The organism is Microbacterium memoriense, from assembly GCF_025398275.1.
In the GTDB taxonomy this organism is placed as follows: domain Bacteria; phylum Actinomycetota; class Actinomycetes; order Actinomycetales; family Microbacteriaceae; genus Microbacterium; species Microbacterium memoriense.
Map to the genome: position 1 here is coordinate 67,241 of NZ_JAODOR010000004.1, position 26,215 is coordinate 93,455.

30 protein-coding genes are annotated in these 26,215 nt (G+C 67.3%); 14 read left to right on the top strand and 16 right to left on the bottom strand.

Annotation, left to right across the window (positions count from 1 at the left end; all coding sequences use genetic code 11):
- A complete protein-coding gene (locus N4R40_RS03025; RefSeq protein ID WP_261605889.1) occupies positions 1–1,320 on the top strand; it encodes an aminotransferase class V-fold PLP-dependent enzyme in 1,320 nt (439 codons plus the stop codon).
- Positions 1,321–1,486: 166 nt separating this feature from the next.
- On the top strand, positions 1,487–2,842 hold the full coding sequence (locus N4R40_RS03030; protein ID WP_407665822.1) for a PhoH family protein: 1,356 nt from the start codon (positions 1,487–1,489) through the stop codon (positions 2,840–2,842).
- A gap of 193 nt (positions 2,843–3,035) precedes the next feature.
- Here N4R40_RS03030 and N4R40_RS03035 read toward each other — a convergent pair whose 3' ends face one another.
- From N4R40_RS03035 to xseA, 7 genes are read right to left on the bottom strand one after another with little or no spacing between them, the layout of a single operon-like run.
- Complete coding sequence (locus tag N4R40_RS03035) at positions 3,036–3,692, bottom strand: response regulator transcription factor (protein WP_261605890.1); 657 nt, start codon at positions 3,690–3,692, stop codon at positions 3,036–3,038.
- Positions 3,689–4,654, bottom strand: a complete 966-nt coding sequence (locus N4R40_RS03040) for an ATP-binding protein (RefSeq protein ID WP_261605891.1) — start codon at positions 4,652–4,654, stop codon at positions 3,689–3,691. The genes N4R40_RS03035 and N4R40_RS03040 overlap by 4 nt, the downstream gene beginning before the upstream one ends.
- A 19-nt stretch (positions 4,655–4,673) precedes the next feature.
- Positions 4,674–6,071: a class II fumarate hydratase gene (locus N4R40_RS03045; protein ID WP_261606206.1), complete on the bottom strand. Its 1,398-nt coding sequence runs from the start codon at positions 6,069–6,071 to the stop codon at positions 4,674–4,676.
- Positions 6,072–6,115: 44 nt separating this feature from the next.
- Positions 6,116–6,715: a carbonic anhydrase gene (locus N4R40_RS03050; protein WP_261606207.1), complete on the bottom strand. Its 600-nt coding sequence runs from the start codon at positions 6,713–6,715 to the stop codon at positions 6,116–6,118.
- 44 nt (positions 6,716–6,759) lie between these two features.
- On the bottom strand, positions 6,760–7,389 hold the full coding sequence (locus N4R40_RS03055) for a DUF4245 domain-containing protein (protein WP_261605892.1): 630 nt from the start codon (positions 7,387–7,389) through the stop codon (positions 6,760–6,762).
- The gene (locus N4R40_RS03060; protein WP_261605893.1) at positions 7,389–7,610 is read right to left on the bottom strand and encodes an exodeoxyribonuclease VII small subunit; all 222 of its coding nucleotides are present in this window, start codon (positions 7,608–7,610) and stop codon (positions 7,389–7,391) included. Before N4R40_RS03060 ends, N4R40_RS03055 begins: the two co-directional genes overlap by 1 nt.
- Positions 7,607–8,920 (bottom strand): exodeoxyribonuclease VII large subunit, encoded by a 1,314-nt coding sequence (gene xseA, locus N4R40_RS03065; RefSeq protein WP_261605894.1) that lies wholly within the window; start codon positions 8,918–8,920, stop codon positions 7,607–7,609. The genes N4R40_RS03060 and xseA overlap by 4 nt, the downstream gene beginning before the upstream one ends.
- Before the next feature lie 84 nt (positions 8,921–9,004).
- On the opposite strand from xseA, the gene N4R40_RS03070 reads away from it, so the two are divergent.
- Both N4R40_RS03070 and N4R40_RS03075 read left to right on the top strand, forming a co-directional pair.
- Positions 9,005–10,036, top strand: a complete 1,032-nt coding sequence (locus tag N4R40_RS03070) for a 4-hydroxy-3-methylbut-2-enyl diphosphate reductase (RefSeq protein WP_315902485.1) — start codon at positions 9,005–9,007, stop codon at positions 10,034–10,036.
- A complete protein-coding gene (locus tag N4R40_RS03075) occupies positions 10,033–10,578 on the top strand; it encodes a DUF6264 family protein (RefSeq protein WP_261605896.1) in 546 nt (181 codons plus the stop codon). Before N4R40_RS03070 ends, N4R40_RS03075 begins: the two co-directional genes overlap by 4 nt.
- A 58-nt stretch (positions 10,579–10,636) precedes the next feature.
- Here N4R40_RS03075 and fbaA read toward each other — a convergent pair whose 3' ends face one another.
- Positions 10,637–11,668 (bottom strand): class II fructose-bisphosphate aldolase, encoded by a 1,032-nt coding sequence (gene fbaA / locus N4R40_RS03080; RefSeq protein WP_261605897.1) that lies wholly within the window; start codon positions 11,666–11,668, stop codon positions 10,637–10,639.
- A gap of 189 nt (positions 11,669–11,857) precedes the next feature.
- On the opposite strand from fbaA, the gene glpX reads away from it, so the two are divergent.
- On the top strand, positions 11,858–12,850 hold the full coding sequence (gene glpX / locus N4R40_RS03085) for a class II fructose-bisphosphatase (RefSeq protein ID WP_261605898.1): 993 nt from the start codon (positions 11,858–11,860) through the stop codon (positions 12,848–12,850).
- A gap of 119 nt (positions 12,851–12,969) precedes the next feature.
- On the top strand, positions 12,970–13,158 hold the full coding sequence (locus N4R40_RS03090) for a UDP-N-acetylmuramyl pentapeptide phosphotransferase (protein ID WP_261605899.1): 189 nt from the start codon (positions 12,970–12,972) through the stop codon (positions 13,156–13,158).
- On the opposite strand, the gene N4R40_RS03095 is transcribed toward N4R40_RS03090, so the two are convergent.
- Together N4R40_RS03095 and N4R40_RS03100 are read right to left on the bottom strand one after the other, a co-directional pair.
- Positions 13,139–14,437: a DNA recombination protein RmuC gene (locus N4R40_RS03095; RefSeq protein WP_261605900.1), complete on the bottom strand. Its 1,299-nt coding sequence runs from the start codon at positions 14,435–14,437 to the stop codon at positions 13,139–13,141. The genes N4R40_RS03090 and N4R40_RS03095 overlap by 20 nt on opposite strands.
- Before the next feature lie 40 nt (positions 14,438–14,477).
- Positions 14,478–15,074, bottom strand: a complete 597-nt coding sequence (locus N4R40_RS03100; protein WP_261605901.1) for a 3'-5' exonuclease — start codon at positions 15,072–15,074, stop codon at positions 14,478–14,480.
- Positions 15,075–15,159: 85 nt separating this feature from the next.
- Between N4R40_RS03100 and ychF the strand changes: the two genes are divergently transcribed.
- Positions 15,160–16,233, top strand: coding sequence for a redox-regulated ATPase YchF (ychF, locus tag N4R40_RS03105; protein ID WP_261605902.1), 1,074 nt, complete (start codon positions 15,160–15,162; stop codon positions 16,231–16,233).
- On the opposite strand, the gene N4R40_RS03110 is transcribed toward ychF, so the two are convergent.
- From N4R40_RS03110 to N4R40_RS03125, 4 genes are all read right to left on the bottom strand, one after another.
- Positions 16,223–16,738 carry a tetratricopeptide repeat protein gene (locus N4R40_RS03110; protein WP_261605903.1) on the bottom strand — a complete coding sequence of 172 codons (516 nt, stop codon included), beginning with the start codon at positions 16,736–16,738 and terminating at the stop codon, positions 16,223–16,225. The genes ychF and N4R40_RS03110 overlap by 11 nt on opposite strands.
- Before the next feature lie 207 nt (positions 16,739–16,945).
- Entirely contained in the window at positions 16,946–17,221 is a 276-nt protein-coding gene (locus tag N4R40_RS03115; RefSeq protein WP_261605904.1) for a type II toxin-antitoxin system RelE family toxin, read from the bottom strand.
- The gene (locus N4R40_RS03120) at positions 17,218–17,502 is read right to left on the bottom strand and encodes a type II toxin-antitoxin system Phd/YefM family antitoxin (protein WP_261605905.1); all 285 of its coding nucleotides are present in this window, start codon (positions 17,500–17,502) and stop codon (positions 17,218–17,220) included. Before N4R40_RS03120 ends, N4R40_RS03115 begins: the two co-directional genes overlap by 4 nt.
- A gap of 89 nt (positions 17,503–17,591) precedes the next feature.
- A complete protein-coding gene (locus tag N4R40_RS03125) occupies positions 17,592–18,305 on the bottom strand; it encodes an aquaporin (RefSeq protein ID WP_261605906.1) in 714 nt (237 codons plus the stop codon).
- Positions 18,306–18,456: 151 nt separating this feature from the next.
- On the opposite strand from N4R40_RS03125, the gene N4R40_RS03130 reads away from it, so the two are divergent.
- From N4R40_RS03130 to N4R40_RS03150, 5 genes are all read left to right on the top strand, one after another.
- On the top strand, positions 18,457–19,341 hold the full coding sequence (locus N4R40_RS03130) for a metalloregulator ArsR/SmtB family transcription factor (RefSeq protein ID WP_261605907.1): 885 nt from the start codon (positions 18,457–18,459) through the stop codon (positions 19,339–19,341).
- 69 nt (positions 19,342–19,410) lie between these two features.
- Positions 19,411–19,827 (top strand): arsenate reductase ArsC, encoded by a 417-nt coding sequence (locus tag N4R40_RS03135; RefSeq protein WP_261605908.1) that lies wholly within the window; start codon positions 19,411–19,413, stop codon positions 19,825–19,827.
- Positions 19,824–20,768: a PstS family phosphate ABC transporter substrate-binding protein gene (locus tag N4R40_RS03140; RefSeq protein ID WP_261605909.1), complete on the top strand. Its 945-nt coding sequence runs from the start codon at positions 19,824–19,826 to the stop codon at positions 20,766–20,768. The genes N4R40_RS03135 and N4R40_RS03140 overlap by 4 nt, the downstream gene beginning before the upstream one ends.
- A 46-nt stretch (positions 20,769–20,814) precedes the next feature.
- Complete coding sequence (locus tag N4R40_RS03145; RefSeq protein ID WP_261605910.1) at positions 20,815–22,197, top strand: FAD-dependent oxidoreductase; 1,383 nt, start codon at positions 20,815–20,817, stop codon at positions 22,195–22,197.
- Positions 22,194–22,592 carry an arsenate-mycothiol transferase ArsC gene (locus tag N4R40_RS03150; protein WP_261605911.1) on the top strand — a complete coding sequence of 133 codons (399 nt, stop codon included), beginning with the start codon at positions 22,194–22,196 and terminating at the stop codon, positions 22,590–22,592. The genes N4R40_RS03145 and N4R40_RS03150 overlap by 4 nt, the downstream gene beginning before the upstream one ends.
- Before the next feature lie 5 nt (positions 22,593–22,597).
- On the opposite strand, the gene N4R40_RS03155 is transcribed toward N4R40_RS03150, so the two are convergent.
- Positions 22,598–22,987 carry an ester cyclase gene (locus N4R40_RS03155; RefSeq protein ID WP_261605912.1) on the bottom strand — a complete coding sequence of 130 codons (390 nt, stop codon included), beginning with the start codon at positions 22,985–22,987 and terminating at the stop codon, positions 22,598–22,600.
- A gap of 186 nt (positions 22,988–23,173) precedes the next feature.
- On the opposite strand from N4R40_RS03155, the gene N4R40_RS03160 reads away from it, so the two are divergent.
- On the top strand, positions 23,174–24,826 hold the full coding sequence (locus N4R40_RS03160; protein ID WP_261605913.1) for an ABC-F family ATP-binding cassette domain-containing protein: 1,653 nt from the start codon (positions 23,174–23,176) through the stop codon (positions 24,824–24,826).
- A 142-nt stretch (positions 24,827–24,968) separates the two neighbouring features.
- Here N4R40_RS03160 and N4R40_RS03165 read toward each other — a convergent pair whose 3' ends face one another.
- A complete protein-coding gene (locus tag N4R40_RS03165) occupies positions 24,969–25,319 on the bottom strand; it encodes a LysR family transcriptional regulator (protein ID WP_261605914.1) in 351 nt (116 codons plus the stop codon).
- Between the two features lie 193 nt (positions 25,320–25,512).
- On the opposite strand from N4R40_RS03165, the gene N4R40_RS03170 reads away from it, so the two are divergent.
- Entirely contained in the window at positions 25,513–26,190 is a 678-nt protein-coding gene (locus N4R40_RS03170; RefSeq protein ID WP_261605915.1) for an alpha/beta fold hydrolase, read from the top strand.
- The last annotated feature ends 25 nt before the right edge of the window (positions 26,191–26,215 follow it).

Below are 26,215 nucleotides of genomic sequence, written 5' to 3' on the forward strand. Positions count from 1 at the left end.
GTGATCCACCTCGAACCGTTCGTCGACTCCTTCGATGCCGCACCGGGGTATCTTGACTGGGCGGCGTTCGGACCGCTCTCGCCGGCGGTGCGCGCCGAGATGCACGCCGACGCCGAACTTCTCGGTTCAGGCCGTCGCTCCGGCATCGACCTCGTCGGCGAACGCATCCTCGAAGCGCGCGAGCGCGTCGCACGGCTCCTGGGCGCCCCGATCGATGACGTCGTTCTCCAGCCCTCGACGACGCAGGGTCTCACCCACGCGATGTTCGGCCTGGAGGGCACCGTTGTGGTGCCGAGTCAAGACTTTCCCGCGATCCGCGTGAGCGCGCATCGGGCGGCCGCCGCCCGAGGGCGCCTCACGGTGCGCGAAATCGATCCGCCCGACGGCATCGTGACGATCGATTCCGTCGTAGCGGCTCTCACCGATGACGTGAGCGCCGTCGCGGTCAGCGCCGTCGATTTCCGCACCGGCGCCCTTGTCGACCTCGCCGGGCTCCGCGAGGCCATCGGCGACCGACTGCTGATCGTGGATGCCATGCAGGCGTTCGGCGTCGTCGATGTGGAGTGGAATCTGGCCGACGTCGTCGCTGGCAACGGCTACAAGTGGCTGCGCGCCGGGCGCGGCACGGGATTCGCACGCTTCTCCGCACGCGCGCAGGAGCGCATCGTCCCCGTGCTGTCCGGCATCTCCGGCATGGTGGGTGACCCGAGCACGCTCGGCATCCCGGCCACGCTGCCGACCGCCGCTGCGTACTCGATCGCCCCGGCCGACCCCCTTGCCGCGTCGCGACTCGCGACGTCGCTGCGCGAACTCGAAGAGGTCGGCGTCGCCGCGGTCGCTGCCGAGCTGCGTGCACGCGCGCAGGACGTGATGAATCTCGCCGACCGGTACGAGGTCCCGGTCCTCACCCCGCGCGCTGCGCACGCCGGCATCGTGACCCTCGTGCCGGTGCCCCAGGATGCCGCGGCCCTCGCGGCGGCGCTCGCCAATCACGGCGTCACGGTCACCGCGCGCGGGGCGACGATCCGCGTGTCGCCACATGTGGGGACGGGGGTCGACACACTCACGCTGCTTGGCGACGCGTTGGCCGACGCCGCCGCTCGGCGTGTGAGCAGCGTCGTCGACGTCGACCGCGACGAGCTGTCGGCCGATCTCATCCTTCCCGAGATCGTGCTGATCGAGGCGCCACCGGAGATCTCGGGAAAGTTCCTCCTCCACGATGACGAGTACATCGAGGACCTTGACACGGAGGACGGCGACGCGACCGACGAGGACATCGTCATCGCGACCGTCGAGGACACCCACCCTCCCGAGAGTTAACATTCCGGCAATCTCGACGCGGCGTGTCGGAGTAGCCGCCACTCGGCCACCGGACGTACGTTCATCACATCGGGCAAGGCGCCTGATCGAGTCGGCCATCCACTGACTCGTGGCCCACGGCCGACTCGAACTGCCGGGTGGTTTTCACCCGGGGCGGGAGCGGGTTGTGACCACCAGAGCACCACAGCAGCAGAACCGGACCGGATACGGCGAGGAGAACATCGCCGACCAGGATCTCCGCACATACGTGCTGGATACCTCGGTCCTGTTGAGCGATCCGCGGGCTTTCTTCCGCTTCGCCGAACACTCCGTCGTCGTCCCGGTGGTGGTGATCACCGAACTCGAGGGCAAGCGGCACGACCCGGAGCTCGGCTACTTCGCCCGCCAGGCGCTGCGCCACCTCGACGAGCTGCGTGTCGAACACGGGCGCCTCGATTTCCCGGTCTCGGTCGGTGAGGGCGGCACGCTCCGCGTCGAACTGACGAACACCGATCCATCGGTGCTGCCGGCCGGAATGCGACTCGGCGACAACGACACGCGCATCCTGTCTGTCGCGATGCACTTGGCTCAGGAAGGCCAGGAGGTGATCGTCGTCTCCAAAGATCTCCCGATGCGCGTCAAGGCGGCATCCCTCGGCATTCCCGCAGAGGAGTATCTCGCCGAGCAGGCGGTCGACTCGGGCTGGACCGGCATCGCCGACCTCGACGTCTCGGGTGACGACATCAGTGACCTGTACGAGAGTGAAGTCGCCGCGAGCGATGACGTCCTCGGTCTTCCGGTCAACACCGGACTCGTGATCCACTCAGAACGCGGTTCCGCACTGGGGCGCGTTACGGGCGATGGCGAGTACAAGCTCGTCCGCGGCGACCGTGACGTCTTCGGTCTCCACGGTCGTTCTGCCGAACAGCGCATCGCGATCGATCTGCTGCTCGACCCCGAGGTGGGCATCGTCTCCCTCGGCGGCCGTGCGGGCACCGGCAAATCGGCCCTCGCCCTGTGCGCGGGTCTGGAAGCCGTGCTCGAGCGGCAGCAGCAGAAGAAGATCATCGTCTTCCGCCCGCTGTTCGCCGTCGGTGGCCAGGAGCTCGGCTACCTGCCGGGCGACCAGAACGAGAAGATGGGCCCGTGGGGTCAGGCCGTCTTCGACACGCTCGGCTCGGTCGTCACGGGCAACGTGCTGGAAGAGGTCGTCGCTCGGGGGCTGCTGGAGGTCATGCCGCTCACGCACATCCGAGGCCGCTCGCTGCACGACGCGTTCGTGATCGTCGACGAAGCGCAGTCACTCGAGCGCAACGTGCTGCTGACCGTGCTGAGCCGGATGGGGCAGAACTCACGCGTCGTGCTCACTCATGACGTCGGGCAGCGCGACAACCTGCGCGTCGGCCGTCACGACGGCGTCGCCTCGGTCATCGAGACCCTCAAGGGACACTCGCTGTTCGGCCACGTGACGCTGATGCGGTCCGAGCGGTCGGCTATCGCGGCCCTCGTCACCGACCTGCTGGAGCAGGGCGAGCTGAGCTGACGCGTGGTGTGGCGGGGCCCTCGGCGAACGCCGGGGGCCTTCGCCGTTCGGCGTGCCGCACGATGTCCGCAGATTGTCGCGTTCTCCGCACCGGATGCGGGGGATCGGTGCGGAGTCGGCGACATTCTGCGGAGTTCGTCACCGGTCAGCGGCCCGCGGTCAGCGAACGGCGACGACGAACGCCGCCGGCGGCTCACTCCCAGCGGTAGCCCTCGCCGCGGACGGTGACGATGTGGTCGGCCCCGAGTTTGGCGCGCAGGTAGCGCACGTAGACGTCGACGACGTTTGACCCGGGATCGAAGTCCATGCCCCACACGCTACTCAGCAGCACTTCACGCGTCAGTACGTCTCCGGGATGGCGAAGGAACTGCTCGGCGAGAGCGAACTCGCGCGCCGACAGGTCGATCTCGCGCCCCGCGACGGTCATCCGCCGGCCGAGGATGTCCAGCGTCACATCGTCATGGGTGAGGGTCATCGTCGCCGCGCCGGTGTATTCCCGCAGCCGTGAGCGCACGCGGGCCAGGAGTTCGGCCACGGAAAACGGCTTCGGGACATAGTCGCTCGCCCCGGCATCGAGACCCTCGACAGCATCGTGGGCGGAGCTCCGGGCGGTCAGCATGATGACCGGCATCCGCTCACCGGCCGCGCGCAGGAGGCGCAGGACCTCGAAGCCGTCCATCGTCGGCAGCCCGACATCGAGCACGATCAGGTCGATGTCCCCGACCTGCGCGCGCTCGAGCGCCTCCGCGCCGTCATCGGCAGAGACCGTGTCGAAGCCCTCGGCGTTGAGGCTCCGGGAGACGAGAGAGACGATGTGGGGTTCGTCATCGACGACGAGGATGCGGGTCATCCGGAGGCCTCTCGCTGGAGTACGACATCGCCGGCGCGGACAGGCGTCGGAAGGCTTGCGCGGGTGCCGATCGGGATGTCGATCGTGAAGGTGGCTCCGCCGCCCGGTGTGTCCGCGACAGAGCAATGACCACCGTGCGTCTTCGCGATGGCGTCGACGATCGCGAGGCCCAGCCCCGATCCACCCACGACGCGCTTTCCCGAGCCGCGGTCGAAGCGGCGGAAGATGCGGTGCCGCACGGCATGCGGGATCCCCGGGCCATGATCGCGCACCCACAGCTGTGCGCCGGAGGCGTGCATCGCGCTGCCCAGCTCGATCGGGCTCCCGGGCGGCGTGTACTTGGCGGCGTTGTCGGCGAGCTGCAGCCAGGCCTGCAGAAGTCGATCCCGATCGCCGCGAATGACGCCCGTCGCCTGCTGCTCAGTGCTCCACTGGTGTCCCGGGATCACGGAGACCAGTTCCGAGATGCGCTGGGTGAGGACGGTGAGGTCGACGTCGCTCATCGTGACCTGGTCGGTTTCGACGGCGGCAAGCAGGTCGATATCGCCGATCAGTCGGGTCATACGGTCGAGCTCGGCGATCCCGAGATCCCGGATCGCGGTGACGTCCTCAGCATCGGACGTATCCATGACCTCCAGGTGGCCGCGCACGATCGTGATGGGAGTCTTCAGCTCGTGTCGGACGTCATCCAGCAGCCGACGCTGCGCATCGAAGGATCCTTCTGCGGGGTCCCCGCCGCGCACGACGGGTGGTTCTTCCAGCAAGATCCATCCCACGATCGCCGTCACCGCGAGGGTCAAGAGGGCCAACACGGCATAGACCAGCCCGGCCATCCAGGGCACGGCGATGCCGGTGAGCGCGCACACGAGCCCCACGGCCAGCGCCGTCAGCGCGAAGCCCGCGGCAACGACCGCCAGGACCAATCCCAGCGTGCGTGCACGCCGCGATGGCGTACCCGGCATCCGGTTCACGCTCTGATTATCACCCAGAGTGGGTCATGGAGAGCAGATCGAGTTTTTCGTCGAGCTGCTCTTCGGTCAGCTCGCCGCGCGCGACGTAGCCGAGATCGATGACGGCCTCGCGGACGGTGATGCCCTGAGCGACCGAGTGCTTCGCGATCTTCGCGGCCGCCTCGTACCCGATCAGCTTGTTGAGCGGGGTCACGATCGACGGCGACATACCGGCGTACGCTGCCGCGCGTTCGACGTTCGCTTCCAGGCCATCGATGGTCTTGTCGGCGAGAACGCGCATCGAGTTGGAGAGCAGGCGAATCGACTCCAGCAGCGCCGTTCCCATGACGGGGATCGCGACGTTGAGTTCGAACAGGCCCGACGCTCCCGACCAGGCGATCGTCGCGTCGTTGCCGATCACGCGCGCGCAGACCATGAGCGTCGCTTCGGGGACGACCGGGTTCACCTTGCCGGGCATGATCGACGACCCGGGCTGCAGGTCGGGAATGTGCAGCTCGCCGAGACCGGTGTTGGGCCCGGATCCCATCCAGCGGATGTCGTTGTTGATCTTGGTCAGCGAGACGGCGATCGTGCGAAGTGCTCCGGATGCTTCCACGAGCGCGTCGCGGTTGGCCTGTGCCTCGAAGTGGTCCTTGGCTTCCGTCACGGGCAACTCGGTTTCCGAGACGATCAGCGCGATGACCTTCTGCGGGAAACCGGGCGGCGTGTTGATGCCGGTGCCGACGGCGGTGCCGCCGAGCGGAACTTCCGCGACGTGGGGGATCACCGCCTGGACGCGCTCGATGCCGAGGCGCATCTGACGGGCGTAGCCGCCGAACTCCTGGCCCAGGGTCACGGGCGTGGCATCCATCAGGTGCGTGCGGCCCGACTTCACGACCGTCTTCCAGAGCTCTGCCTTGGTCTCGAGAGCCACGGCGAGGTGATCGAGCGCGGGGATGAGATCGTCGATGAGGGCCTGCGTGACCGCGATGTGCACCGACGTGGGGAACACGTCGTTGGAGGACTGCGAGGCGTTCACATGATCGTTCGGATGAACCGGCTCGCCGAGGTCGCGCGTGGCCAGGGTCGCGAGCACCTCGTTCATGTTCATGTTCGAGGACGTGCCGCTGCCGGTCTGATACACGTCGATCGGGAACTGATCGCCGTGTCCGCCGTCGATGATCTGGTCGGCCGCGCGGGCGATGGCATCGGCGATCCGGCCATCGAGAGTGCCCAGCGCCTTGTTGGCGAGAGCCGCGGCCTTCTTGATGCGCGCGAGGGCGACGATCTGGGCGGGATCGAGGGGATCACCGGAGATGGGGAAGTTCTCGACGGCGCGCTGGGTCTGCGCGGCGTACAGCGCGTCGATCGGGACGCGCACTTCTCCCATCGTGTCGTGCTCGATGCGGTACTCGGTGGCAGCGGTCATTGCGGTCACGTCCTTGTTCCTGGGGTGTGTCAGTCGGGTGGATATCAGGGTTCGAGCCCGACCATCACCTGGGGGATGGTCGTGCCTTCGCTCAGGCGGTAGTTGGAGCCGACGATGGCCAGGCGGCCCGACTCGACGGCCTCGGTGATGAGGCGAGACGACGCCAGCAGGTCATCGACCGTGTTCTTCAGGTGCTCGCGACCGACCTGTTCGGCGTCGAGGTTCTGCGGATTCGCTCCTGGCGTGCGGCGGAGAACCGTGCGGGCAGCCGGCACGATCTTCGCGATCAGACGCCAGATGTGCGGCGGAAGCTCATCCGAGTCGAGCGCGGTCGAGTCGATCGCGGCGCGCACCGCCCCGCACTCGTCGTGGGCCAACACGATGATCAGAGACACGTGGAGGACCGCGACGGCGTACTCGAGGCTCGCGATAGCGGAGTCGGAGGCGACCTGGCCGGCATTGCGGACCACGAAGAGGTCACCGAGACCCTGGTCGAAGATGATCTCGGCGGCAAGCCGTGAGTCGGCGCAGCCGAACAGAGCCGCCTGCGGCGTTTGGGAGTGTGCGAGTTCGTTGCGCCGTTCGACGTCCTGACGGGGATGCCGGGGCTCCCCGGCGATGAAGCGCTCGTTGCCGAGGCGCATCTCTTCCCAGACGGCGGCCGGGGCTGGGTGCTGCTGCCGCTCGTTCACGGTGTCTCCTTGCGCAGGTTGCGGATCTGCTCTGCGACGCCCTCGGCGGCGACCGCAGCGGTCTCCGCATCGGTCGCCCCGTAGATCAGAACGGTGTCGGCGCCGGCATCCGTCGCGAGAGCGTACGAGATCGCGGCAGTCTGGGCGGCGCTCGGGATCGTGTACTCGTCCCACACGATGCCGTCGATCGTCACGCTGCCGGTCGGCGCGAGCCCGCCCAGGGTCTCGGATGCCCACGTGGGGGAGGCGCCGAGACCGTGCGCCACGCGGATGAACCCCTCCGGGGGTGCGTAGACGACACGCCACATGCTCGTGCCTTCGAGCCGAGCAGAATTGGCGCGCCAATCCTCCGGGACTACCGGAACGAGGAGCGGTTGGCCAACGCTCGCCGAGGCCGAGGCGGCGGAGGCGGCGACGTCGGCCGGCTCCGGGTCGGGCAGGGCGCCGCGGGGCACTCCGAAGACGACGACCGCGACGACTGCGACGGTCACCAGGAGGGCGACGATGAGGTTACGGAATGTCTTGCTCGAGCGGTAAGCGGCCGAGGATGCGGCTTTTCGAGCCGCGGTCTCGTCCGCGGTCTCCGGGCGACCGAGCTCCGCAACCACGCGGGGAGCGGCGGCCATCATGACTCCGGACCGGTCGGCCGGGACGCCTCGAGCAGCTGCTTCGCTCCGCGCAGCCATTCTTCGCACCGGGCCGCGAGGGCCTCGCCGCGCGTCCACAGGGTCAGGGACTGCTCGAGTGTCGGTGCACCCTGTTCGAGCTCGGCGACGACGCGCACGAGCTCATCTCGGGCCTGCTCGAAAGACAGGCTCGTGACATCGACGACACCCTCGCTGGTCATGAGTCCATCCTAGAGTCGCCGCGCGTGGTGTCCCGGCTCGCCGGCGCTTCGGGAACTTCACCCTCGGAGCGTGCGGCGAACGATCCCTGGGCGACCGTGACGACGACGGCCGTGCCGGCGGGAGCCTGCGCGGCATCGCGCACGATGACACCGTCGCCGACATGCGCGATCGCATACCCGCGGTCGAGGGTTGCGCCGGGGGAGAGCGCGCGCAGGGACGCGCGGAGATGTGTCGCCTGCCGATCGGCGGCATCCATCTGCCGGCCGACGATGTCGCGTCCGCGGGAGCGGAGGGTCCAGAGCTCGTGTGTGCGGCTCGTCAGGAGCGACTCGGGGGAGCGCAGCACGGGCCGGGTGCGCAGCTGCTCGAGCTGGGCGATGTCATGGCTGACCCGCTGGGTCAGGCGGGTGCGGGCGCGGGAGCGCAGCTGCTGCACGATCGCGCGCTGTTCCGCGACGTCCGGGACGACCTTTTTGGCGGCGTCGGTCGGGGTCGACGCGCGGAGGTCGGCGACCTCGTCCAGCAGCGGATGGTCGTTCTCATGTCCGATCGCCGAGACGATCGGCGTGGATGCCGCCGCCACCGCACGCAGCAGTCTCTCGTCGCTGAAGCCGAGCAGGGTCTGCGGGTCGCCGCCGCCGCGGGCGATGATGATCACGTCGACCTCGGGATCGGCATCCAGCGTCTGGAGAGCGCTGAGGGTTTCGGGCACGCACCGGTCGCCCTGAACCGCCGCGTGGATCGTCCGGAAACGCACGTGCGGCCAGCGGAGCTCGGCGTTGCGGTGCACATCTTTCTCGGCGTCGCTGCGTTCGCCCGTGATGAGTCCGATGACGGTAGGGAGGAAGGGGAGACGCTTCTTCGTCGCCGGGTCGAACAAGCCCTCGGAGCGCAGTTGCGCGCGCAAGCGCTCGAGTTTCTCCAGCTGCTCACCGAGTCCGGTGTGCCGCATGGACGAGACGGTGAAACTGAAGTCGCCGGACTTCACGAAGTAGTCCGGCTTGACGCACGCGACCACGCGGTCGCCGCTGCGAAGCGTATCCGGCAGACGCTGGAGCGTGGAGGACCACAGACGGAAGGAGATCATGGCGTCGCCCGAGGCATCCTTCAATCGGCCGAACACGTGGCCACCGCGCAGATTCCACGCCGTGATCTCGCCTTCCACCCACACTGCGCTCCACCGCTGGACGAAGTCGCGGATGGTCTCGTTCAGTCGCGTGACCGAGGTCGGAGTCTCCGGCGAAGAGTCGCGCGGATGGACGGCATCGGGCGGCGGGACCTGTCCCGGCGCCGATTCGAACGAGGTCATGGCATCCTTCCCGCGCTACACGGCCTTTACACGGACGCGGATCAATACAATCGAGGGGTGAGCTCAACTGCCGTCCGACTTCCGTTGCCGCACATTCCCGGCCCGCGTGGACGGCTTCAGGATAACCCGGTCCCCGGACACAAGAAGGTCCTCCTGGCCTCGCCGCGCGGGTACTGTGCCGGCGTCGACCGCGCCGTCATCGCTGTCGAGAAGGCGCTCGAACGCTTCGGGGCCCCCGTGTATGTGCGCAAACAGATCGTGCACAACATCCACGTGGTGACCGAACTCGAGTCGAAGGGTGCGATCTTCGTCGAAGAGGTCGACGAGGTTCCCGAGGGCTCGCACGTCGTCTTCAGCGCTCACGGTGTGTCGCCCGCGGTCGTCAGCGAAGCCGCCGATCGCGGTCTGCAGGCGATCGACGCCACCTGCCCGCTCGTGACGAAGGTGCACCGCGAGGCGGTGCGCTTCGCCCGGGACGATTTCGAGATCCTGCTGATCGGCCACGAGGGACACGAAGAGGTCGAGGGGACCGCCGGTGAGGCGCCCGAGCACATCACGGTGGTCAATTCGCCCGATCACGCCGACGTCGTCGAGGTGAAGGACCCGTCGAAGGTCGTGTGGCTCTCGCAGACCACGCTCTCCGTCGACGAGACGATGGAGACCGTACGGCGTCTGCGCACGCGCTTCCCCGATCTGCAGGATCCGCCGTCCGACGACATCTGCTACGCCACGCAGAACCGGCAGGTCGCGATCAAGAAGGTGGCCAAGGGTGCCGACCTCGTGATCGTGGTCGGTTCTGCCAACTCGTCCAACAGCGTGCGGCTTGTCGAGGTTGCTCTCGAGTACGGCGCAAAGGCGTCGTACCGGGTCGACTACGCGCATGAAATCCAACAGTCCTGGCTCGACGGTGTCGAGACCGTCGGTGTCACCTCCGGTGCCTCGGTGCCGGAGATCCTGGTCGAGGAAGTGCTGTCCGAACTTGCCGGCGCCGGCTACCGCGACGTCGAGCAGATCCGCACCGCCGAGGAAGACCTCATCTTCTCGCTCCCCAAAGAACTGCGTCAGGATGCCGGTGGCCGACGCGACGACCGTGCCCTGGGTGGACGTCGCTCGTGAGCACCCCCGCGGACGCCGTGCCCGATCCGCGGCCCCGTCCGCAGTACGGCGAGTACGCGACGCCCGAGCAGCAACGGGCGAGTATCCGCGAACCCGTCCGCGAGTCCGTGGCGGTGCCCGTCATCGTGGCATCGCCGGTCGCACCGGCAGGAGCATCCCCGGCATCCACACCGGTGCGTCGGCGCACCGTCGACCGGATCTTCACCTTCGCGCTCCTGGCCTACGGACTCGTCACGGTGATCAGCGCCGTACCGCAGCTGTGGGACTTCTCCGCGTTCGCTGAGACGTGGATGGGGCTCGCCGGGATCGACGGGACCTTCACCAACACCGCGCAGGGTGATCTCTGGAGCCGGATCGGCGCGGGTGTCTTCGCTCTCGGGTGGGCTCTGACCGCTTTCTTCGGCTGGCGTTCCGTCGTCGCCGGGCGGCTCAGCTGGTGGATTCCCGTCGTCGGCGCCGCGGTCAGCTTCGTCATCGTGAGCATCTGCCTCACGATTCCGCTCGTGGGTGACCCAGCTATTTCAGCCTTCTTCGGCGGGTGATCCGCACCACGACGAACGCCTCGACCCGTGTGGGTCGAGGCGTTCGTGAAGAGCGCGGTCAGATGCTGATCGAGTGTCCTGCCGAACCGAGCTGCTGCGTCGCCTCGACGACACGCGCGGCCATGGCGGACTCGGCGACCTTGCCCCAGGCGCGCGGGTCGTAGGCCTTCTTGTTACCCACCTCGCCGTCGACCTTGAGGACGCCCTCGTAGTTCTGGAACATGAAGCCGGCGACCGAACGCGTGAACGCATACTGCGTGTCGGTGTCGATGTTCATCTTGATGACACCGTTGGCGACCGCCGTGGCGATCTCTTCCGGGGTCGAGCCGCTGCCGCCGTGGAAGACGAGGTCGAGGGGCTTTGCTGCCGTGCCGAACTTCTCGGCGATGCCGGCCTGGATCTCGCCGAGCAGCTCGGGGCGGAGCTTCACGCCGCCGGGCTTGTAGACGCCGTGCACGTTGCCGAAGGTGAGAGCTGCGATGTAGCGGCCCTGCTCGCCGAGACCGAGCGCGTCGACGAACTTCGACACGTCGGCGGTCGTGGTGTAGAGCGCGTCGTTGGATCCTTCGTGCTGAACGCCGTCCTCTTCGCCGCCGACGACGCCGATCTCGACCTCGAGAATCGCGTTGATCGCCTTGAGGCGGGGGAGGAGCTGCTGGGCGATCTCGATGTTCTCATCGAGAGTGACCGCCGAGCCGTCCCACATGTGCGACTGGAAGAGCGGGTTGCGGCCGGCCTTGACCTCTTCTTCGGATGCGGCGATCAGCGGCAGCACGAAGTCTTCGAGGGCCGGCTTCGGGCAGTGGTCGGTGTGGAGGGCGACGGTGATCGGGTAGTTCTTGGCGACCTCGGTGGCGAACTTGGCGAAAGCGATCGCGCCGGTCGCACGGCCCTTCACGGTGTGGCCGGCGAAGTAGTCGGCGCCACCGGTGGTGACCTGGATGATGCCGTCGGATCCGGCTTCGGTCAGTCCCTGCAGGACGGCGTTGATCGACTGGGAGCTGGCGGCGTTGATCGCGGGGAAGGCGTACCCACCGGTCTTCGCGCGGTCCAGCATTTCGGCGTATTGCTCGGGGGTTGCGACGGGCATGTCTGCTCCTTGAGGTCTGCTCAGGTCGGCGGTGATTCCATCGGTCAGCCTAGCGAAGGTGGTGACGCCACGGCGATGAGAGAGCCGGACCAAATCCAGCTTGCCTGTGCGGAAAGAATCGAGATTCCTTCGTCGATGGATGCCGGAAATTCCTGTCTTCGCGCACGCTCCAGATCTAGGCTGTGCTCCATGGTGAGCCTGACCGCGGACATGAGTCCCCTGCATCCCGACCGCAACCTCGCACTGGAACTCGTGCGTGCGACCGAGGCCGCAGCCATCCGCTCGGTGCCTTTCATCGGTCGAGGCAAGAAGGAACTTGCCGACGGTGCGGCCGTCGACGCGATGCGGGCCTTCCTCACGACGGTGAACTTCGACGGTGTGATCGTGATCGGGGAGGGCGAGAAGGACAACGCGCCGATGCTCTTCAACGGCGAGCATGTCGGCACCGGCCGCGGCCCCCAGTGCGACATCGCCGTCGATCCCATCGACGGCACGACCTTGACGGCCGAGGGGCGCAACAACGCGCTGTCGGTGTTGGCCGTCGCGGACCGCGGCGCGATGCTCGATGCATCCACGGTCTTCTACATGGACAAGATCGTCACGGGACCGGCGGGTGTGGGTGTCGTCGACATCCGCCTTCCGGTCGGGGAGAACATCCGCCGGCTCGCCAAGGCACTCGACAAACCGGTCGACGAACTCGTCGTGTCGGTGCTGAACCGTCCCCGTCACGCACAGCTGATCGACGACATCCGCGCCTCGGGAGCCGGCACCCGTCTCATGAGCGATGGGGACGTGGCCGGTGGGATCAACGCCGCACGCTACAACGCGCGGACGGACATGTGCATCGGGATCGGCGGAAGTCCGGAAGGCGTCGCGACGACGTGCGCGATCAAGGCGCTCGGTGGCCACATCCAGGGGCGGCTCTGGGCGCGGGATGACGAGGAGAAGCAGAAGGGGATCGACGCCGGGCTCCGCCTCGACGACTACGTGTATGAAGCCGATGAGCTGGTCAAGGGCTCGAACACGATCTTCGTGGCAACGGGCGTGACCAACGGTGAGCTGGTCAGCGGTGTGCGCCGCTCCGGCCCGGACTACATCATCACCGAGAGCGTGGTGTTGCGCGGAGCATCGGGCACGCTTCGCCGCATCACGTCGGAGCACCTCGCGTCGAAGTGGCTCTGAGCGCGGGCGACTGATCGGGCGGCGCGCGGCGGCACACAGGATATCGGGGGTTCTCTCTGGCAGACTGTGACCCGGTGTCATCGGAGACACGTTGGTCGTCCATACCCTCCGGAGGTCACATGTCCACTGCATCACCCAGTCCGCGTACCGGTCAGATCGCTGTGCCGATCGACCCCGCGCGGCGCCCGGACGTGCTGCTGCGTCGCCGTGTCCCCGAAGGACACCAGGTGAGCGCGTGGTGGATGATCGGTGCCTTCGTCTTCGTGTCGCTCTCTGTCGTCGGGCTACTCAACTTCTTCCCCGGCTGATCTGGTCCTCGACGTCGACCTCTTCGAGCCGCGTACGGACCTCGCCGAGATCCGCCGTGACTGACGTCAGCTCGGGAGCTGTGAGCCGGCGTGTTGCGGTTTCGACGGGAGCGGGTGCGGCGACCGCGTCGAGCCGGGTCTCATCGATCCCGGGAAACTTGCGGGCAGTGACGAGTACGCGAGTCTCCAGTGACCCCGCAAAGCGGTTGTAACTGTCGACCGTGCGTTCGATGGCACGGCGGAGATCCTCGGCGTGACCGGTGAGGCTGCCGAGGCGCTGGTACAGCTCGTTGCCGAGCGCGAAAAGGGTGCGCGCTTCATCCGACACATCCTGCTGCGTCCAGGTGTAGGCGACGGTTTTCAACACCGCCCAGAGGTTCACCGGCGACGCCAACGCCACGCGTCGCCCGAACGCATAGTCCAGGAGCGAGGGGTCTTCCTCGAGTGCTGCCGCTAGGAGCGACTCGCTCGGGATGAAACAGACCACGAACTCGGGACTCGACGACAGCCCCGCCCAGTAGGCCTTCTTCGCGAGCGCGTCGACGTGCGCACGCACGGCTTTCACATGCCGCTGGAGCAACGCCTTGCGCCGCGCGCCCTCGGCTCCGGTCGCGGTGAGGGGGATCGCACTGGCTTCGAGATACGCATCGAGCGGCACCTTCGCATCCACCGCAAGAGCTTTGTCGCCGGGAAGTCGGACGACGAGGTCCGGCCGGCCGGCTCCGGCGTCCGAATCGATCGTGGCCTGCGTCTCGAAGTCGACAAAGCGGGTGAGGCCGGCAGACTCGACGATGCGGCGCAGCTGTGTTTCGCCCCAGACGCCTCGCGCGGAGTTCGAGCGCAACGCGCCCGCGAGGGACTCGGTCGTCGATCGCAGCGCCTCGTCGGACTCCTGCGCACGCCGGAGCTGCTCGGCGAGGGACCCGAACTGCTCCCGGCGTTCGCGCTCGAGTTCGTCGACCTTGCCCTGCATCGCCTGCAGACTCTCTTGTACCGGCGCGAGGGCGCGGAGCACCTGCTGTTCCCGCCGCTCGCGTTCGTCGCGGGCGGCGCTGTCGGCCCGCGCCTGCGTTCCCAGCTCCCGCGTGAGTGCTCGCTGCTGGTCGAGCTGTTCGGTCAGAGCCGCGCTGCCTGCCTCCGCCGCGGCGACCCGCGCCAGGAGGTTCGCACTGTCGCGCGCGGCGCGCTCCGCGACGCGTGCGGCCCCGGCGAACCAGCCGGCGAGCAAGCCCGCGAAGAGACTTGCGACGATGAGGGCGGTGATGATGGCGGCATCCATGTGCCCAGCATGACCCGAGCCGCCGACATCGGCCGGATTCTCAGAGCGTGGGGACGGGTGTCGACGTCTCGACGACGATCTGCGGCACGCGTACGCCCAGCAACATGGCGAGCTCGACGACGTCCTGGGCGCCGGCGCGGCGCGCCACGTCGATCATGATGTGTGCGCAGGCGAGCGCGTCGGCGGTCGCATCGTGGTGCGCGAAATCGAGGAACCCGGCCGCGGCCGCAACGAACGGAAGGCGGTAAGACGGCAGCTCATATGTCTTCCGTGAGACCTGCAGGCTGCATACGTAGCGGTACGGCGGACACGCGTCCTGCGTCGCTTCGCACGCGCGACGCAACACCGACATGTCGAAGCCGGCGTTGTGGGCGACCACGATGTCGTCGCCGATGAAAGCGGTGAGCGCCGCTAGCTGGTCGGACCACCCAGGGGCGCCGACGACGTCCTCGGCGCGAATCCCGTGGATGTCCGTGTTCAGCTCGAAGAAGCGATCATGCCCAGCCGGCGGTTGGATCAGCCATCCTGCCGTCGCCACGACGCGGCCGTCTCTCACCCGGGTGAGTCCCACCGCGCAGGCCGAGGCGCTCGAAGAGTTCGCCGTTTCGAAATCGATCGCGGTGAAGTCCAGGGGCACACCTCCACCCGCGCGCGGGCATCCGACATCGACGGGATGCCACGCCGCCCGGTGATGACGCGGACGCCGCGTAGACTGACATCCCGTGGCTCTTACCATTGGAATCGTCGGTCTCCCCAACGTCGGCAAGTCGACGCTCTTCAACGCGCTGACTAAGAACGACGTGCTCGCGGCGAACTATCCGTTCGCGACGATCGAGCCGAACATCGGCGTTGTGAACCTCCCCGACCCCCGACTCGACACGCTCGCCGAGATCTTCCACTCCGAGCGGATTCTGCCCGCAGCCGTGTCGTTCGTCGACATCGCGGGCATCGTGCGCGGCGCGAGCGAGGGGGAGGGCCTCGGCAACAAGTTCCTCGCCAACATCCGAGAGGCCGATGCGATCGCGCAGGTGGTTCGTGGATTCGCCGACGGCGATGTCGTGCACGTCGACGGTGCGGTCAACCCGCAGAACGACATGGAGACCATCAACGCCGAGCTCCAGCTCGCCGACCTCGAGACCCTCGAGAAGGCGATCACCCGGTACGAAAAGGAAGTCAAGGGACGCAAGCTCGATCCGTCGGTCCTCGAGACGGCCGTCGCCGCGCGCGACGCGCTGCAGCGCGGCGAGCTCTTGTCTGCCTCGAAGATCGACCTCGCGCCCATCCGCGAACTCGGCTTGCTGACCGCGAAGCCGTTCATCTTCGTCTTCAACGTCGACGAGACGGTCCTGACGGATGCCGCCCGCACGGCCGAGCTTGCCGCCCTGGTCGCACCGGCGAAAGCCGTCTTCCTCGACGCCAAGATCGAGTCGGAGCTCATCGACCTCGACCCGGAGGATGCCGCTGAGCTCCTGGCATCCACGGGCCAGACCGAGTCCGGACTCGATCAGCTCGCCCGCATCGGTTTCGACACGCTCGGACTGCAGACCTACCTCACGGCGGGGCCGAAAGAGGCTCGCGCCTGGACGATCGGTAAAGGCTGGAAGGCGCCCGCAGCGGCCGGCGTCATCCACACCGACTTCGAAAAGGGCTTCATCAAAGCGGAGGTCATCAGCTTCGAAGATCTCGTCGCGACCGGATCGGTCGCCGAAGCCCGCTCGAAGGGTAAGGCGCGGCTCGAGGGCAAGGACTACGTGATGCAGGACGGCGACGTGGTGGAGTTCCGGTTCAACGTATAACGGGGTTGTCTGACATTGCCGGTTCGGTGAGCGCGGCAGCGTAGTTACGCATCGAGCGTTGGTACTGCGGTAATGCGTCAATCTGCGCCTCGATGGCGACTCGGAGCGCCTCGTCCTTGCGGCCTGCGCTGTGCAGGGCAAGGGCCAACACGACACGAGGTGCGGAGCCGGTGGATTCATGCGTCGGGGCGGCATTCAGGATTGCTATTGCTTCGTCGAAGCGGCCGAGATTGCGCAGTGTCGATCCGTACTGCACCGCGACTTGTGCGTGCCGAGCTTGGTCGAGACCGAGTTCGAGCGCGCGCTCATACTCTGCGCCTGCCTCAGCTTCAAAGCCCATCGAGTCATACATGCCCGCAAGCTCGAACGCGGCACGGCCGTCGGTAGCCGGGCAGGCGTCAGCCAACTCGCGCATGGCTGCGACGCCTTCATTACGGCCGAGGGAATCGAATCGACCCCAGAGATCGGCGACGGACGCTTCCCACTCGTCGATGGCTTCTTCCATGGAACCTAGTTTGTCAGAGCGGGTCCCCGGCGTGCCGTCAGTGCGCACTACGGAGCACGAAAGATCACACCGCTAACGCTGACGTAACCCGGTGGAGTTCCGCTTCAACGTCTGAATCCGGGGTAGGCCCTGATCGAGGTTCGTCGTCGAGGTCCTCGATCCGGAGCGGCCATGAAGCTGCTAGCCCGACCCTGGCGCGTTGAGTGTTCAGTGGTGGCGGTAGACATCACGTCGGTGCTCGACGGTGACGATCTCGATGACCAATCTGTCGTCCTCGATTCGGTAGAGCACTCGATAGTCTCCTCTCCGCGCCGAGTACAGGGGTGCGAGCGGCTCGCGCAACGGCTTCCCCACCCTTCTCGGATTCTCGGCCAGAGCTCCGACGATGAACTCGAAAGCGGCGGCGGCCACTGATTCGGGGAGTGTGTTCTCGAGTGCGCGTCGCGCCGACTTCGTGAAGACGACGTCGTACGGCGCCCTCACTTGCCGAGCCGGCCGCGGGCGATCATCGCCGCCCGTACGTCATCTGCAGATGAGACGTCGCCCGCCTCGAGCTCGGAGATTGCCATCCTCAGGGCTGCCACCTCTTCAGGGTGGCTGAGGATATCGACCGTTTCAAGGAGTGAGTCGTAGTCTTCTGCGCTCAGCAGCACGGCGACTCGCGCTCCGTTGCGGGTGATGTCGAATCGTTCGTGCGTGGTTGCAGCCGAGTCGATGTGCTTGCTGAGCGATGCGCGGGCATCCGCGAGCGAGAGAGTCGTCATGTACATAATTCTAGCGCAACACCGTCACCATGGACTCGGACCCGCTGCAGTGGTCCAGGGTGCGCGAAAAGTGGCACACAAGCGCTCCATTAGGGTCTGGCTGCTGAAGTCCGCTGATCAGTCGGGAGCGGCGCGGGGGATGCGGCCGGAAAAAGCAGTCGCACCAGCATCCAGCCGAGCGCACCGCCGATGAGTTGCGCGGCGATGTACGGCAGGACGGATGCCGGGGCGATGCCAGCGAAGGTATCGGTGAAGGCGCGACCGATCGTGATGGCGGGGTTGGCGAAACTCGTCGATGACGTGAAGAAGTAGGCCGCGCCGATATACGCGCCGACCGCGGGTCCGGCGAGGTGGGAGCGATCGGTGCGCACGAGCGCGAAGATCAGCAGGACGAGGCCGGCAGTGGCGACGACCTCCGCGAGAAGGTGCGGCGCTGAGGCGCGGTCGGTGGTGCTCCACGCGATGGCAGGCGCTGCGAACATCAGGTTCGCGAGGACGGTTCCCCCGATGCAGCCGAGGATCTGGGTCGGAATGTATGCCGCGGTGAGCGGTACGCCCTTGCGATGCAGTGCGGCATCCACGAGGGAGACGACCGGGTTGAAATGCGCGCCGGAGACGGTCTGAAGCAGCAGGATGAGCACCGCCAATCCGAGCGCCGTGGCGAAGGCGTTTTCGAAGAGCTGGAGGCCCACGTCCGACGGGGAAAGGTTCTGCGCGGCGATGCCGGAGCCGACGACGACGGCGGCCAAGAGGGCGCTGCCAAGAAACTCGCCGGTGAGGGCGCGAGCGGTGTCTGCGCTCATGAGGCGAGAGGGAGGTATGCGGCGGCGCTGCGCAGCTCACGGTGAATCGGGCCGGTGATCGGGTCGGTCACGTCGAGCTCCTTCGTCATATATAGATGGTATTCGATATGACCTGACGGTCGTGAACCCGCTGATGAATAGACTCAGGTCTATGAGCGATTCTTCGGTGGCTTCGGATCTGTCTGTGCTGGCAGACCCGACCCGCGCGCGGATCCTGCGACTGATCCGAGATTCGGCGGATGGTCGCGCGCTTGTCGGCGAACTCGCCACGACGCTGGATCTTCGGCAACCGACGGTCAGTCACCACATGAAGGCCCTGGCCGACGAGGGCATCGTTCGGCGTCAGCCGGAGGGCCGGCGCGTCTGGTATTCGCTGGATCCGCGCCACGCCGAGCGTGTTCACGCGCTCTTGGGCGACGACTCGGACAGCGGCCGCGAGCTCGACCTGCCGCGGGTGATCGGGAACCTCGCCGAGCGGTACCGCGGCACATTCGGCAAAGAGACCGTCGAGCGCTACGTGAGGGAAAGTCGCGAGCTTCTCTCCGCGACCAATTCCACGGTGCTGCTCGGCGCACGCACCGCAGCGTTCGCCACGGTGCGACTGGACGCCCTGGCCCGATCGACGTCGAAGGGCGCAAGGGTCCCCGAAGTGCTTTTCGTCTGTGTGGAAAATGCTGGTCGTTCGCAGATGGCCGCCGGTATCCTCCGACAACTCGCGGGGGAGCGGGTACTCGTCCGCACAGCGGGTTCGGCTCCGATCGGCGCGGTGCGCGCGAGCATCGTCACGGCACTGGATGAGATCGGGATCTCCCTCGGGGAGGAGTTTCCGAAGCCGCTCACCGACGAAGCCGTTCGGGCGGCCGACGTGGTCGTGACGATGGGATGCGGCGACGCCTGCCCCGTCTACTCCGGGCGCAGATACCTCGACTGGGACCTGGAGGATCCAGTGGGTAAGCCGTTGGAGGCAGTGCGTGGCATCCGCGACAACATCGAGGAGCGGGTTCGCGCTCTTCTGGCCGAAGTGGTTCCCGACTGATGTTCACCTCGCGTTCTTCTTGACAGATAGATCATGGTCTATGCTTTTCCTTGAGGAAAGCGAGACCCCATGTCCAACAAGCCCACTGTCCTGTTCGTCTGCGTCCATAACGCGGGACGCTCCCAGATGGCTGCAGGCTATCTCCAGGCGCTGAGCGGCGGTGACATCGATGTTCTCTCCGCAGGGTCGGCGCCCAAGGACCAGATCAACCCGGTCGCGATCGAGGCGATGGCCGAGGAAGGCATCGATATCGCGGGCAACACGCCCAAGGTATTGACCGTCGACGCCGTCAAGGAATCCGACGTCGTGATCACAATGGGCTGCGGGGACGTGTGCCCGATCTTCCCGGGGAAGCGCTACGAGGACTGGGAGCTCGATGATCCGGCCGGCCAGGGCATCGACGCGGTCCGGCCGATCCGTGACGAGATCCGCGCTCGAATCGAGGATCTGCTGGCAGAACTTCTCCCCGCCCGAGGCGGCGCGTGAACCTCCGTCGTGCGCGCGCCGTGCTCGGCGCGACAGCAGTGCTCTCGCTGGCCGTGACGCTCAGCGCCTGCGCAGGCGAAGCATCCAGCAACACCGGTGAGGGTCTCAGTGGGATCGTCGTCACCGACGGATCGTCCACGGTCGAGCCGCTTACCGACGCCGCCGCCTACCTGTTCGCGGGGACGGAACCGGACGTCGACGTGGTCGCGACCATCACGGGCACGACGGCGGGATTTCGGGCGTTCTGCGATGGAGAGACCGATATCTCGAACGCCTCGCGAGCGATCTCGGAAGACGAGAAGGCTGCGTGTGGCGACGCCGGCGTCGACTACACCGAGATCGTCGTCGCGAATGACGGCCTGTCTGTGATCCTGAACCCCGAGAACGACTGGGCGACGGACCTGACCGTTGAGCAGCTCGCCACGATCTGGGCGCCCGCATCCGAAGGTGAGATTCTCTCCTGGAACCAGGTCGACGCCGCCTTCCCCGACGAGCCGCTCGTGCTGTTCGGCGCGGGCCAGGACTCGGGAACGCTCGACTACTTCAGCGCCGAGATCAACGGTGAAGAAGGCGCCATCCGCGCAGACTACAACGCATCCGAAGACGACAATCTGACCGTGGCGGGGGTCGCGGAGAACCTCGGCGGCATCGGGTTCCTCGGCCTCAGCTACGTCGAGGCCAATGCCGACGCTGTCATCGCGGCATCGATTGACGGCGTTTCACCGACCGTCGAGACCGTTCAAGACAGCAGCTATACGCCGCTCAGTCGTCCGCTGTTCATCTACGTCAACAACGCTTCCTACGCGGACAAGCCGCAGGTGAAGGGCTTCGTTGACTTCTATGTCGACAACGCGGCGAACGTGGCCGCGCGAGCACTCGTGGTGCCGCTCACCGAAGAGCAAGTCGGCGTCGCGCAAGAAGAACTCGCGTCCCTCGGCTGATCCTCGCCCACGACCCTCTCCACGGACCCTGAGACAGGACTGACTTATGCACATCGTCGCCATCGGCGGCAGCGACGCGGGGATCTCCGCCGCGCTCCGCGCCCGTGAGCTGGACCCCTCGGTCGACGTGACCGTGGTGGTCGCCGACGAGTATCCGAACTACTCGATTTGCGGCATCCCGTACTACTTCTCCGGCGACGTCCAGCCGTGGCAATCGCTCGCGCACCGCACCCACGCCGACCTCGAGGCAACCGGAATGAGGCTCCGGCTGGGCACCCTCGCCACCCGCATTGATGCGGCGGCCCAGACGCTGACCGTCCGCGATCAGGCGGGGGAGAGCAAGATCGCGTATGACGAGCTGATCGTCGGCACGGGAGCCCTTCCCGCATTCGCCGGCATCCATGGTCTCGACACGCTCGGGCCCGACGACGGGGTCCACGTCATCCATTCGATGGGCGACACCTTTGCGCTGGATGCGCACCTCACCCAACGTGACCCGCGCACCGCGATCATCATCGGCGCGGGGTACGTGGGCCTCGAGATGGCGGAAGGCTTCCGGGCGCGGGGGATGCGGGTGATTCAGCTGCAGCGTGGACCCGAAGTGCTTTCCACCCTCGACCCTGAACTTGCCGCCACCGTGCACGTGGAACTGCTCGAGCACGGCGTGGAGGTGCACACGAACACCACCGTGACAGCGGTGGAGAAAACCGACTCGGGATTGTTCGTGCGGGCGGAGCATCTCGGCCAGTCGGTCACACACACCGCCGACCTCGTCCTCGCTGTCGTCGGTGTCCGGCCCAACACGGCGCTCCTCGAGGATGCGGGTGCGCGGCTCGGAGCCGGCCGTGCCGTCGTCGTCGACGAGCAGATGCGCACGGGCATTCCGCACGTGTTCGCGGCGGGCGATGGCATCGTCACGCATCATCGCCTTCTCGGCGTGACCTACCTTCCGCTCGGCACGACTGCGCACAAGCAAGGTCGCATCGCCGGAGAGAACGCGCTCGGCGGACAGCGGCGCTTCGCCGGGTCGGTCGGCACTCAAGTGGTGAAGGTCTTCGACGTCGTCGCGGCGCGTACCGGATTGCGCGATCACGAAGCCGCCGCGGCAGGCTTCGCGCCGGTGACCTCCGAAGCTCTGGCGGATGATCACAAGCGCTACTATCCGGGCGCGCAGCCCATTGCGATCCGAATCACCGGCGACGCGGAGTCTGGACTTCTTCTCGGCGCGCAGCTGGTTGGTCGACTCGGCACCGAAACCGCGAAGCGCGTCGATACCTACTCCACCGCGCTGTTCAGCGGGTTGACCGTGGACCAGGTATCGGATCTGGACCTCTCCTACACGCCTCCGCTCGGATCCCCGTGGGATGCCGTCCAGGTCGCCACCCAGGCGTGGTCTCGCGCCCAGACACGAGCAGGAGTCCTCGCATGACCGCATCGCCGACCGTCCTCTTCATCTGCACGCACAACGCGGGCCGCTCCCAACTCGGTGCGCACCTGCTCGCCCACGTCGCCGGTGACAGCGTGACCGCGACCAGCGCCGGCGTCTCGCCCGCCGAGCATATCAATCCCGTCGTGGCGGAAGCGCTCGGCGAGCTCGGCATCGACACGTCAGAAGCGAGCCCCCGCGCCGTCACCGTCGCGGACCTCGCCTCGGCCGACGTCGTGGTGACCATGAAGCCCGGGCTGTCCTTGCCGGGACCCGTCCTCGGGGACCTGGTGGAGTGGTCCTTCGCTGACCCCGAGAACTGGGGTATCGACGGCGTGCGTGAGCTCAGAGACCGCGTGCTCGCGAAGGTGCGCACGCTGGTCCCCGCAGGTAGCTAGAGCGCTCAGTCGCGCAGCTGCGCCAGGATCTCGTGCGGGCCGGTGCCGGCGTGCTCCGTGACCACGTCGCGCTCGACGCGGAGCATCGAAAACTCGGCAATGTTGACATGTCGGCGGGTCGGCGCGACGCCGCGGAAGGCTCCCGTGTGAGTGCCGGCGCCGCGGAGGTGCACCGCGATCCGGTCGTCTTCGGCGACAAGCTGGATGCGGCGCCAGCGCCAGTCGGGGAACCCGCGGAAGAGGTCCTCGATGTCGGTGATCCAGGCATCCGCCCCGCGGGGGAGATGCGCCCGGCGCACCGTGGGGGAGAGGAACCCGCGGATCGCGGCGAGGTCGTGGCGGTTGCAGGTGTCGAGGAAGTCGGCGTGCCAGGCGTGCAGCTCCCACGGTTCCATCGATCCAGGCTATGCGACGCGACGTGAACACCGGTTGCGTGCGCGCCCCGAGGGGAAGTGGCGAACGTGAGGATGGATGCCGGAAATCCATCCTCCGGAGCGCACATCTCCTCCAGGGGCGCACGCCGAGGGCTGAGAAGCGCGGCGGCGACCGGATGCGCCACGCGTACCTGACAGGATTGTGGGATGACCGCAACACTCGTGGCCCGCGGCGTCGCCGGCGGCCACGGACATCGCACGCTGTTCGATGCGCTCGATCTCACCGTCGCGCCCGGTGACGTCGTGGGCGTCGTCGGTGCCAACGGCGCGGGCAAATCCACCCTGCTGCGTCTCCTCGCCGGTATCGACGAGCCTCAGGCGGGCACCATATCGCTCGCGCCGACCGACGCCTTCGTGGGCTGGCTGCCGCAAGAACACGAGCGTGTCGCCGGGGAGAGCGTGGCCGAGTATATTTCTCGGCGGACCGGGTGCGCGGCCGCGGCTGCCGAGATGGATGGCGCGGCTCTCGCGTTCGCAGACCCGTCGCTCGCTGTGCCGGGTACCGACCCCGCCGACGTGTACTCCGCCGCCCTCGACCGGTGGATGGCGAGCGGCGCTGCCGACCTCGACGAGCGGATGCCGGTGGTCCTCCAGAGCCTCGGTCTCGACCTCGGAACGACGGCGCTGATGACCTCCCTCTCGGGAGGGCAGGCCGCCCGGGTGGGGCTCGCGGCGCTTCTGCTCTCACGGTTCGATATCGTCCTGCTCGACGAACCCACCAACGATCTCGACCTCGACGGACTCGAACGGCTCGAAGTGTTCGTTCGTGGGCTCCGGGGCGGCGTTGTGCTCGTCAGCCACGATCGGGAGTTCCTCGCCCGATGCGTCACGCGCGTTCTGGAACTCGATCTCGCGCAGAACGCCAACCGGGTGTTCGGCGGCGGGTACGACGCGTACCTCGAAGAGCGCGCGACGCTGCGTCGTCATGCGCGCGAGAAGTATGACGAGTTCGCCGAGAAAAAGGCCGAGCTCGTCGGACGCGCCCGCACGCAGCGCGAGTGGACGAGTCAGGGCGTTCGCAACGCGATGAAGAAGTCACCCGACAACGACAAGATCCGGCGGAAGGCCGCGACGGAGTCGAGCGAGAAACAAGCGCAGAAGGTACGCCAGATGGAAAGCCGCATCGCGCGGCTCGACGAGGTGGAAGAGCCCCGCAAGGAATGGCAGCTCGAGTTCACGATCGGCGCCGCACCCCGATCGAGCACCGTGGTCTCCACCCTCAGCGAGGCAGTGTTCCACCAGGGCGACTTCACACTCGGTCCCGTCTCGCTGCAAGTCATCGCGGGTGAGCGGATCGGCATCACGGGGCCCAACGGCGCGGGCAAGTCGACGCTGCTGCGCGCATTGCTGGGGACCCAGCATCCCGACGCGGGGACAGCGAGTCTCGGCGCGAACGTGCAGGTCGGCGAGATCGATCAGGCGCGATCCTTGCTCGTCGGATCGCAGCCGCTCGCCGTGGCGTTCGAGGCGCTGGTTCCCGAACTCAGCTCGGGCGAGGTGCGGACACTCCTCGCGAAGTTCGGCCTTACCGCCGATCATGTGACACGGCCCGTGGACGAGATCTCCCCAGGAGAGCGGACGAGGGCGGGGCTCGCGCTGCTGCAAGCGCGCGGCGTGAACGTGCTCGTGCTCGATGAACCGACCAACCATCTCGATCTGCCCGCGATCGAGCAGCTCGAGCACGCACTCGAGTCCTACACGGGCACGCTGCTGCTCGTGACCCACGATCGCCGCCTGCTCCAGGCCGTGCAGACCGACCGGCAGTGGCGGGTCGAGGCCGGCGTCGTCACCGAGGCCTGAGTCAGCACCGCTCGGGCACCTGCGCGGCGCCGAGCGGCTCAGGTGTACGTCCGGTTGGCTCGACGGTGCCACACCTGCCCCATGCGGGCACACCCGACCCAGGCGCCATACGACTGAGCCACCGCGACGGCGGGAAGGGGACTCAGCGACCCTGACGCTTCTTGTAGGGCTTCGGTTCGCCCTTCACGATCGGCGCGCGGCCGACACCCTTGGATGCCTTCGCCTTGCCTCCGCCGGTCTTCTTCGGCGTGGTGGCGGTCACGGGGGCATCCGCGATGCGGTGGCGGGCTTCGTCGAGCAGCAGTGTTCCCGCCGCGGTCAGAGCCCAGGGTGTGCGGTCACGGTCGATGAGCTCGTGCCCGACCGCGGTCTCGAGTCGCTCGATCGAGGCGTACAGCGCGGTCAGCGACACACCGAGCGCGGCGGCCGCGCGCGGAAAGTGGAGCCCCGCCGCGTGCAGAGCCACGAAACGCTGCAGATCGGCGAGCTTCACGCGGACTCCTCGGGGGTTGACGGCACGCGTCCACGATACGCGAACGACCGATGCGCAGCGGCGCCCGTTCCCGTCTCCCCAAGATCACCTGCAGACCGCGGAGACGCTCGGCGTCTCGTTCGGGCGCCCTCGGTAGACTGGCACGGCCGGCGCGAGTCGCCGTCGGCCGCCAGGTGACAGGGAGACCGGGATAGTGACGCAGGAGCGCCAGACCTTCGAACCGGACGGCCGTGCCGTCGCCTACATCGACGAGGGCTCCGGCCCCGCGGTCGTTCTCTTGCCGGCCGCCGGACTCGATTTCGCGTACCTCGGCACGCTCGCGAGCATTCTCGTCGAAGAGGATTTCCGGGTCGTGCGGATCGGATCCCGCTCCGCCGGCACCGCCACGATGCATGACCTCGCGCACGACGTCGTCGATGTCCTGACTGAGCTGGGCATCGGGGATGCCTGGATCGGCGGGCACGCGTTCGGCGGCGCAGTGGCCCGCACGGTCGCTCTCGATCACCACGACCGCGTCAACGGCATCCTGCTCCTGGGCGTCGAAGCAGGAACCACCGTCGATCGCTCCGCCGCGTTGACTGCCGTCTTCGGTGAGGATTACGCGCCGGATGCCGCCCTCGAAGAACGTCAGGTGGCAGCACTTCTGTCGACGCCGACGCCGGAGTGGGCGACGATCGCACCCGACACGCCGACCCTCGTCATCCAGGGTTCGGCCGATGAGATCACGCCCGCCGACAACGGGTTCGCCCTGCAGGCTTCCGCACCGGCCCTCGTCAGCGTGAAGTCGGTCGAGGGTGCCGGGCACCTGTTCGTGCTCACGCATCCGGGCGAAACGTCGTGGTTCATCGAGGATTACCTCGACTGGGACTGACCCGTCCGGCCGCGCACTCGAGGTC

Excerpts from the sequence above, each read along its gene's own strand:
- N4R40_RS03125 (WP_261605906.1), bottom strand. The coding sequence starts at position 18,305 with ATGAGCGCAGACACCGCTCGCGCCCTCACCGGCGAGTTTCTTGGCAGC.
- glpX (WP_261605898.1), top strand. The coding sequence starts at position 11,858 with ATGGTGAGCCTGACCGCGGACATGAGTCCCCTGCATCCCGACCGCAAC.
- N4R40_RS03135 (WP_261605908.1), top strand. The coding sequence starts at position 19,411 with ATGTCCAACAAGCCCACTGTCCTGTTCGTCTGCGTCCATAACGCGGGA.
- fbaA (WP_261605897.1), bottom strand. The coding sequence starts at position 11,668 with ATGCCCGTCGCAACCCCCGAGCAATACGCCGAAATGCTGGACCGCGCG.
- N4R40_RS03120 (WP_261605905.1), bottom strand. The coding sequence starts at position 17,502 with ATGACGACTCTCTCGCTCGCGGATGCCCGCGCATCGCTCAGCAAGCAC.
- N4R40_RS03145 (WP_261605910.1), top strand. The coding sequence starts at position 20,815 with ATGCACATCGTCGCCATCGGCGGCAGCGACGCGGGGATCTCCGCCGCG.
- N4R40_RS03095 (WP_261605900.1), bottom strand. The coding sequence starts at position 14,437 with ATGGATGCCGCCATCATCACCGCCCTCATCGTCGCAAGTCTCTTCGCG.
- N4R40_RS03150 (WP_261605911.1), top strand. The coding sequence starts at position 22,194 with ATGACCGCATCGCCGACCGTCCTCTTCATCTGCACGCACAACGCGGGC.
- N4R40_RS03130 (WP_261605907.1), top strand. The coding sequence starts at position 18,457 with ATGAGCGATTCTTCGGTGGCTTCGGATCTGTCTGTGCTGGCAGACCCG.
- N4R40_RS03050 (WP_261606207.1), bottom strand. The coding sequence starts at position 6,715 with ATGCGCCTCGGCAACGAGCGCTTCATCGCCGGGGAGCCCCGGCATCCC.
- N4R40_RS03160 (WP_261605913.1), top strand. The coding sequence starts at position 23,174 with ATGACCGCAACACTCGTGGCCCGCGGCGTCGCCGGCGGCCACGGACAT.
- xseA (WP_261605894.1), bottom strand. The coding sequence starts at position 8,920 with ATGACCTCGTTCGAATCGGCGCCGGGACAGGTCCCGCCGCCCGATGCC.
- N4R40_RS03155 (WP_261605912.1), bottom strand. The coding sequence starts at position 22,987 with ATGGAACCGTGGGAGCTGCACGCCTGGCACGCCGACTTCCTCGACACC.
- N4R40_RS03040 (WP_261605891.1), bottom strand. The coding sequence starts at position 4,654 with ATGCCGGGTACGCCATCGCGGCGTGCACGCACGCTGGGATTGGTCCTG.
- N4R40_RS03055 (WP_261605892.1), bottom strand. The coding sequence starts at position 7,389 with ATGGCCGCCGCTCCCCGCGTGGTTGCGGAGCTCGGTCGCCCGGAGACC.
- N4R40_RS03110 (WP_261605903.1), bottom strand. The coding sequence starts at position 16,738 with ATGGAAGAAGCCATCGACGAGTGGGAAGCGTCCGTCGCCGATCTCTGG.
- N4R40_RS03060 (WP_261605893.1), bottom strand. The coding sequence starts at position 7,610 with ATGACCAGCGAGGGTGTCGTCGATGTCACGAGCCTGTCTTTCGAGCAG.
- N4R40_RS03045 (WP_261606206.1), bottom strand. The coding sequence starts at position 6,071 with ATGACCGCTGCCACCGAGTACCGCATCGAGCACGACACGATGGGAGAA.
- N4R40_RS03035 (WP_261605890.1), bottom strand. The coding sequence starts at position 3,692 with ATGACCCGCATCCTCGTCGTCGATGACGAACCCCACATCGTCTCTCTC.
- N4R40_RS03090 (WP_261605899.1), top strand. The coding sequence starts at position 12,970 with ATGTCCACTGCATCACCCAGTCCGCGTACCGGTCAGATCGCTGTGCCG.